The organism is Vibrio sagamiensis NBRC 104589 (assembly GCF_007990935.1).
Taxonomy (GTDB): Bacteria; Pseudomonadota; Gammaproteobacteria; order Enterobacterales; family Vibrionaceae; genus Vibrio; species Vibrio sagamiensis.
Genome location: NZ_BJXJ01000071.1, coordinates 1 through 7,703, shown reverse-complemented (window position 1 = coordinate 7,703; position 7,703 = coordinate 1). Strand labels below are relative to the sequence as shown.

5 protein-coding genes are annotated in these 7,703 nt (G+C 37.6%); 4 read left to right on the top strand and 1 reads right to left on the bottom strand.

Going from position 1 to position 7,703, the window contains the following annotated elements:
- Positions 1 to 127: 127 nt before the first annotated feature.
- The gene (locus VSA01S_RS18835; protein ID WP_039983627.1) at positions 128 to 1,180 is read right to left on the bottom strand and encodes a replication initiation protein; all 1,053 of its coding nucleotides are present in this window, start codon (positions 1,178 to 1,180) and stop codon (positions 128 to 130) included.
- A gap of 553 nt (positions 1,181 to 1,733) precedes the next feature.
- Between VSA01S_RS18835 and VSA01S_RS18830 the strand changes: the two genes are divergently transcribed.
- From VSA01S_RS18830 to VSA01S_RS18815, 4 genes are all read left to right on the top strand, one after another.
- Positions 1,734 to 2,447, top strand: a complete 714-nt coding sequence (locus VSA01S_RS18830; RefSeq protein ID WP_039982766.1) for a S24 family peptidase — start codon at positions 1,734 to 1,736, stop codon at positions 2,445 to 2,447.
- Between the two features lie 665 nt (positions 2,448 to 3,112).
- On the top strand, positions 3,113 to 5,428 hold the full coding sequence (gene tssI / locus VSA01S_RS18825) for a type VI secretion system tip protein TssI/VgrG (protein WP_039982768.1): 2,316 nt from the start codon (positions 3,113 to 3,115) through the stop codon (positions 5,426 to 5,428).
- Entirely contained in the window at positions 5,428 to 6,777 is a 1,350-nt protein-coding gene (locus VSA01S_RS18820) for a hypothetical protein (protein ID WP_050567428.1), read from the top strand. The genes tssI and VSA01S_RS18820 overlap by 1 nt, the downstream gene beginning before the upstream one ends.
- An 89-nt stretch (positions 6,778 to 6,866) precedes the next feature.
- Positions 6,867 to 7,694 carry a hypothetical protein gene (locus VSA01S_RS18815; RefSeq protein WP_147052753.1) on the top strand — a complete coding sequence of 276 codons (828 nt, stop codon included), beginning with the start codon at positions 6,867 to 6,869 and terminating at the stop codon, positions 7,692 to 7,694.
- The last annotated feature ends 9 nt before the right edge of the window (positions 7,695 to 7,703 follow it).

The following is a 7,703-nucleotide window of genomic DNA, read 5'->3' as shown; positions in this document are numbered from 1 at the left end:
ATACGGGGTTGTTGCAAAAATTGAAGATGTGACTGAGGTGCCTATCTGAGCACCTCTTTTAATGCGTAAATACCGAAGATATTGAAGAGTTCATCGGGGAAGGCAGATTTAACTCTATAAATGCTTTTTACACCTCTCTTGCACAAGCTAGTTTGGCCATAAAGGTAGCATCTAAGGGCATATCAGATGGCATGGTAATAATGCCTAACTCCACAGATTGTAATGCTAAATCATGCTTTTCATTTAACGAGCCTTTGATTGGCCATGACATGACTATGTGCCAAGCTTCACGAGCAAGTATAAGCATTGGGTTATCTGGTACTTCTTCTTGTTCTAATGCTTTACGCGCCTCTAGTTCCGCTTTTCCAATATTAGTTTTCCACCTATATAAGAATTGAATCGCTACCATTCTTCTACCTCGCATCACTGGAGCAAAACCAACATTGCCACTTTCAGCATCAGTATAAAACTCAAGTTCTTTACTTACTTCGATACATTCCATCATCTCTTTTATAGGCTTTTTAATACAGCGATCAATAAAAACTTTGTTCTGGCCATAACTCGTTTTTAACAGCTTACCCTTTTCATCTAACAAACCATACAAGCCATGCAAGGTTTCTATCGATTGTGGATGTAACGTTCCTTTGTCTTTAAAACGCGAAAGCAATGTATACAACCGTTTGGAGTGCTCAGATTTAAGACCACGAAACGCTCTGTGATTAATCTGCGCATGCCCTGCTGAATAATCAATATAGGCATTGATCAATTCTGAGTTTGGAACAATAGATAGTTCCCCTTTTTGATATTTAACTCGCGCAAAAAGTGGAATGAAATCAAATTCTTTATCTTTATCATTGTTCACACCTACTTTACGGCTAGATAAGCGATCTGCGACAGGTCGTAATGTTGGATAAAGTTGCTTAGAACTTAAACCAAACCATTCTTTGAGAACGTCGGAACTGAAGGTATAACGAGGTGCATGTATGTCCCGCTTCTCAAGAAAATCTGTCCAATGCTCTTTATGAAGTCGAGACAGGAACAGCGCCATCATATCATGCTCCCGAGCCGTTAGGCCCAATTGACTGAAAACAAGTTCATGACTCTTTTTAAAAAACTGTTGGTGCAACTCACTCGAATTCTCCGTCATCACCTGATAACGTTTATCCAAAGACTCGGTCATAAAAATCTGTCCCTATGGTCACATATTCTTAGTGTATAAGTATAGAATACTAAATTCATGTTACCAAATACCAGAAAATCTTCACCAAACACTAAATTTATGTGACCGTATGGGCAAGTAAGTACTTGAGACTAAGAATTAGTGACCTTAAGACTAAGAAAAAGATCACAAAAACTAAAATAAAGTGACCATAGACTAAAAAAATGTAACCATTAATGCTTAAAACACTAAATACTTGTGACCTTTAGACTAATAAACTGTAACCATTAACTATGTAAGATACTGTCTATAAAGAATTATTCCCAACTTATAGATCTTTATAGATCTCTTATAGAGATCATATAGAAATATATATAGTGTTATATAGGCTGTGGATTGTGGATAACTCTTCGAGTTAACACACAATCCCACAGCTTTAAGACATAATTTTCCTATATGAATTAATTTTTTAATTAAAGATCATTTTAAAACAACATAAATAAACCTTATGCCACACTTGCTAACAATCTAAGAAGAACCTATCATATACTGCATATCCATACAGTATATATTTATGATTACATTTGACACTTTTGTGCAAGCTGGAATTACAGGCTTTGAAAATCCCACGATTCGCTTTAGGAAAAAGCCACTCAACCTACAAACGTTGTTCGTCAATAGTCATTCGTCGATGAAGTTAGTGCCTGCCGAAAATACTCACGAAGATCTCGGCATTGCCAAAGGAGACTGGTTACTTATAGACAACGCCCTACAGCCATTGTATACCGACATCGTTGTATTCGAGCAACATGGAGAGAGCCACATCGCTCGTTGGAGCACGTTATGTCATGAAGTTTCGGCATCAGCCAAAGAATGGGATGATTTATATTTGATGGGTGTCATCACCCTGTCTATTCACCATTTCAGACAACCACCTCCATTACCCTTGCACCAAAATTTAACCGAGTTAGATTTACATCAACTGATCATCACCCAAGAGTATTCTACGATTTTGTGCCGTGCTGCAGGTTTGTCTATGATGCCGTTTATTTGGGACCATGATATCTTACTATTAGAACGTCATTTGAAGGCAGAGAACGAAGATGTCGTGGTTCTGTCCTTAAACAATGATTTAGTCGTAAAGCGCCTTGATCTCTCTCGAAGAGCTTTGTACTCAGATAACCCCCAATTTAGGCCCTATCCCCTTACTCAAGACGATTATATCCGCTTACACGGTGTGGTTCGACGCAGTTTACGATTACATCGAGCAATTATGGTTAATTTATGATCTGCTTGATAGATGGTACACGTTTACCAACACAGGTGATTTCTGAAATAAATCTGGAAAGATATAATTGATAAGGCTTGGAAGCCTTTTCCAGAAAAACAGATTTTTAGGGCTGTTTTTCCTAAAAAATTGAGTCTTTATAATACCAATTTCCAGAAAATAGTCACTTCCCAAAGGTAAGGTTTATTTGGGCTTTAGCCTATTGGATAAACTCTATAATTCAATGGTGATAGAGGTTCTTACACTATTGAGAAACAGATAACGTCGTATATTGTTTCTGCCCCATTATTGTTTTAGCCAAAAACTCGCTGATCGTTGGCGTTCAGAGCTGCCATAAATAAAACTAATATCTTGACCGATAGAAATATGCCTATTTACTGAATTTTAATTTTTATATGGATATTTAACCATTTTTAATAATCTAATAAAAAATCAATAATCAGATTAGGTATTAAGAAAGTGATTTTAACAGTCTGAATTGGCAATTTTAATTTTTTTATGTTTATTCGATATTGCTTTTGGTGAAAATGGCTAAATATGGAGTAATTTTATAGGTTAGATTGACACGGTGATAAGACTTCTTTTGGGTGATAGACTTCGGATATTTATGTTTATCGGTGAGTAATTTACCGTTTAACTCCTAGTTTTTATAAGAGCCTAATAGTATGGTAGATGGTTTGAATTTCACATTTAATGTTTCTGGATTCTCAGAGACGTTGAAAGTCGAAAGTTTTCTAATGACGGAAGCGGTATCTTCTCCTTTTGAAATAAATCTGACGGTGTTGTCTGAAGGTGATGCCATTACATTTAATATGTTAAGCCGAAAAATGGGTGTACTAAAGTTATTTGGTCAAGGTATAGGAGCTTCTCGCCAATTTAACGGCAGCATCTCTCAACTTCGTTATTTAGGTACTGGTCGCCGTTTCTCTCGTTATCATATTACCCTCGTACCAAACCTCTGGTTTCTCACTCAGCGCCAAGACTGTCGTATTTTCCAGATGCAAACAGCTCCCGACATTATTCGTCAGGTCTTTGATGACGCAGGTATGAGTGATTACCGTTTCGAATTGTCAGCGCAATACGAAGCTAAAGAGTATGTTCTCCAATATCGTGAGAATGATCAGCATTTTGTGCAGCGACTAATGGCAGAGCATGGCCTTTGGTATTACTTTGAGCACAGCGAAACTGAACACACGATGGTCATTGCTGACAGCAATGATGCGATACCAGAACTCATCAGCTCATCCATTAATGCTTCTTATTCAGGGCCTGTGGTTTATCACGCGCAAGGAGGAGGCATCCCAGACCGTGAACATATCTTTGACCTTGAGCAAATCCATCGAACTCGTACTGGGTCGGTGAGCTATTGTGACTACAACTATCTCACACCGAAAATCCCACAAGAACAAAGTGCCAAGATAGGTCCAAATTTTGATTTGCAGCGTTATGATTACCTAGGTCGTTATTCCGCCCCAAATTTAGGTCAACAGCGTGCAAAGGAATGGATGTCCGAGTACACAGTAGATAGTCATCAGATTGAAGGCGTGAGCGATATTATGCGTCTTACGGCTGGTTACGGATTTGAAATCAGTAAGCACCCTCGTTACGCTATTAATCGCGATTACTTCATATTGTCGGTTGTGCATAGTGGTTTCAATCCAAGTGTAAATGAAGAGGAATCAAGCGATGAGCCGATGACTTATCATAATCAGTTTGTCTGTATTCCTAGAGATATAACTTTTCGTGCACCTAAAATGGTTTCCCCTACCGTTGATGGACCTCAAACAGCTGTTGTGGTTGGTCCAGAAGGAGAGGAAATCTACACCGATGATTATGGTCGCATCAAAGTGCAATTTCATTGGGATCGCTATGCAGAAAATAATGAATATAGTTCATGTTGGTTGCGTGTCAGTCAGTCAATGGCAGCACCAAGCTGGGGAGCTGTTTATTTACCTCGAATTGGTCATGAAGTAATTGTAACTTTTTTAGAGGGCGATCCAGACCGTCCGTTAGTGACAGGGGCTGTATACAACGGATTACATTCGCCTCCATATTCTCTTCCAGATAACAAAACCCGCACCGTTTTCAGAACTCAAAGCCACAAAGCGGAAGGTTATAATGAGATGTATTTTGAGGATGAAAATAACCAAGAAGAGGTTCATTTCCGTGCTCAAAAAGACATGAAAACCAAAGTACTCAATAATCGTTACCGAGACATAGGTAATGATGAGGAGTTAAAAGTAGGCAATAACCAAGAAAACAGAATTTTAGGTAACCGTAAAGAAGTCATTCATGGACATAAAACCTCCTTAACAAATCAAACTTTTATGGAACAAATCGATGAAGATGTTCATGTCACCTACAACGCAAATGAGAAAAAGCAAATTGCGAACAATCAAACACTGTCTATTGATGAAAACCGCCGGACGATGATTGGAAAAAGTACTTCATTAGATATTGAAGGAAACTCGACACTCGCCGTTTTAGATAGTCGCTCTGTAGATGTTGGAAGTGATGACTCACAACAAGTTGGTGCGAATCTCACGGTAGATGTTCAAGGCAATACGTCGATACGTTCAGATGGGGAAACGACCTATATTTCTGGAGAGGAAATTAAAGTTCAGGTTGGCTATGCAGGATTAATCCTAAAAAGCAGCGGTAAAATTCAGCTTTACGGGTCTTCGATTACGATTGATGGTGTAGCTGAGAGTATCGTTAAGGGGGGTAAAGTTGCTGTTAATCCGGATAAAGCTAGCTCTCGGTTTGTAGAAACCCCGCCATATAAGTCTTTTATGCGTTACAACCAACGTATTGTATTAAAAGATCAGTCTACAGGTGTTGTACATGCAAACAAGCAATACAAAATAGTCTTTGAAGATGGAAAGGAAATTTTTGGTAAAACTAACTACAAAGGTGAAACATCGCTGATAAATACAGGAGATTTAGAAGCTTCATTTGATCTTTACTGGAGAGAAATTTAATGAAAGATGATCTATGGATTCATGTTGGCAGCTCAAAAACAACAGATGCAAATGATAAAGAGCCAGTAGAGCTCAATGTTCCTGCAGGGAATATGTTCTGGGCTGATGACCAAAGTGGCCAAGATTTAGATATACAATTTGCTGTTAACGGTAAGAAAAGTCCGGTGTTGCCGAAAGAATTCAGTCCCAAGGCCACGTTGATCCCAAATACAGTTGAGGGCACATGTAAGTCTGTTGAAGTGTATGTGAACGGGCGAGGTTACACCGTAATAGATAGGGTGCCAACAGAAGCAATAAACGCCCCCGGGGATCTAAAAGCGGCAATAATGACATGCCCTGCTAAGCCCAAAAACCAAGACACGTTCATTAGACCTAATAGTGGTGATGTTAATGAAGAAACCATCACTATCTTAAAGGCAAGTGATAGTTTAGTACTTCCAGAAAACCAATTAGGTCAAGCTTATAATATAGACGAGCTGACAGAGGAGATGATTTCTGCACTTTATGACACTTTAGCAGAGAGTTCTTTGTTGGCGCTTGAAGTCTACGAGCACTTTGGTAATAGTAATAGGGATCAAAATGCGGCTGCTACAATGATGGTTCAAGCATATGAGCATGGTCAAGCTTACAAATATTACAAAAAAGAGTATGGACAGAAGCAAGCTATAGCTTACCTCAAAGAGCTTATAGTTGGAGGACGTTTCACGCTAAATCCAGTAAAAGAGTGGAAAGGTAAACTTGGTCTAGCATTTAAAGGAGATAGGAAAAGCCGTATATTTCTTACTGGCATTAGGTATGGCGTTCAGCATGACAAACTTCAGATAGTTAGCACCACCTTACAAATGGCGGAAGATTTACACTTGAAAAATTACAAAAACTACTGGGGCAGTGTGTTAGGCGATGCAATCCCTTTCAAAGGTACAAATATTATAACTTTTGTTTTTGTTGCATCATTTGATGTATATGAATTCTTTAAAAAAGATGTTGGAGAACAGAATATTGCTGAGTTTTTAGGTGCTTTAGGTATGACTACAGCAAAGCTTTTTACCGCTGGAGTTTTAGCTTCTATGATCTTATCCTTGCTTGTTTTATATTTAAGCAGCATTGAAGTGGTTCTTAGTGGAGGGGTTCTTTTATTAGCCATAGCAGGGGTGTCTTTTTTAGCTGGTTGGTTCGTTGATGAAGTAGATTCACATTTTGGCATTAAAGATAATGTTAAGTCGTTTTTAAAAGAAGCTTTTCCTAATTTAACTGTAGAAAATATGATAAATAAAAAAGAGCTCGATGAAAGTGATTACTACAGAAAAAGTTATTATAATCCAAAGTTGATGACGACAAAATGGTATTAGTTAGACTATATCTTATTAACTATTATTAAAGTTTTTTACAGGGCAATTAACCTATAAAAAATATAAATACATGACAGGTTGCGATTTTTATGGAAATTTATTCAGATAATAAATTAGATGTAGGTGTTAAAAGGTATTCTTTATTATTGCTGTTTTTTTGCTTTCTACCGTTTCAGATAGCGCATATAATTGGTTCTGAATATTATATCCCCAAGATTTATTGTTGGGCTATGCTTTTAATTACGGGCTCTGTACCAGTGTGCGTATTTACTAAGTTTGGGTTTGATTTAATTAAAAGAAAACTTGAATTCGGTTTGGTTTCACTACTAGGTCTTATTTTGAATTTTTCAGTAGCAATAATAGAGCCTGTAATTATTAGATCTAAAGAGATCTTTGATATTAACTTTTACATGTTCTCTGCTCTAATTGCTATGAATGTTCTTGGTTTTCTCTCTGGTATATTTTTTAGTAATAAAAATAATTTCCATAATAAAAAATATATTATCGTCAGAGGTGATGAAATTGAAGTTAGAGGTTCAGATATCTTTGGTTTGCTGAGTCTCCACAGAATGCCTTTCCTCAGAAAACCATTAAAGAAAGTGAGAAACGGTCTGTATATTGCAAGCTTCTTTATTGGGACTAGTGGTGCTGGTATCGCTATGGGAATGGCAGAAGTACTCAAACGTTCAGACATTGTAAGTGCTGAAATAGGGATTCATTCCGTAGTGTTTTTCAGTATTGGCATGCCAGTGCTGTTCACGTTCGGGATGTTGACTTATTCAATGGTGGCTTATTTTCTTGAGTGGCGGAAGTTGATTGCTGGCATAGAGAAAGAGTTTGGTGGGCATAAAATTATCTACAATGGTAGAAAAAAACCATACAAGAAAATTAGAGAGATATTAGATTCCCAAGAATAAATCGAAAAA

Excerpts from the sequence above, each read along its gene's own strand:
- VSA01S_RS18820 (WP_050567428.1), top strand. The coding sequence starts at position 5,428 with ATGAAAGATGATCTATGGATTCATGTTGGCAGCTCAAAAACAACAGAT.
- VSA01S_RS18835 (WP_039983627.1), bottom strand. The coding sequence starts at position 1,180 with ATGACCGAGTCTTTGGATAAACGTTATCAGGTGATGACGGAGAATTCG.
- VSA01S_RS18830 (WP_039982766.1), top strand. The coding sequence starts at position 1,734 with ATGATTACATTTGACACTTTTGTGCAAGCTGGAATTACAGGCTTTGAA.
- tssI (WP_039982768.1), top strand. The coding sequence starts at position 3,113 with ATGGTAGATGGTTTGAATTTCACATTTAATGTTTCTGGATTCTCAGAG.
- VSA01S_RS18815 (WP_147052753.1), top strand. The coding sequence starts at position 6,867 with ATGGAAATTTATTCAGATAATAAATTAGATGTAGGTGTTAAAAGGTAT.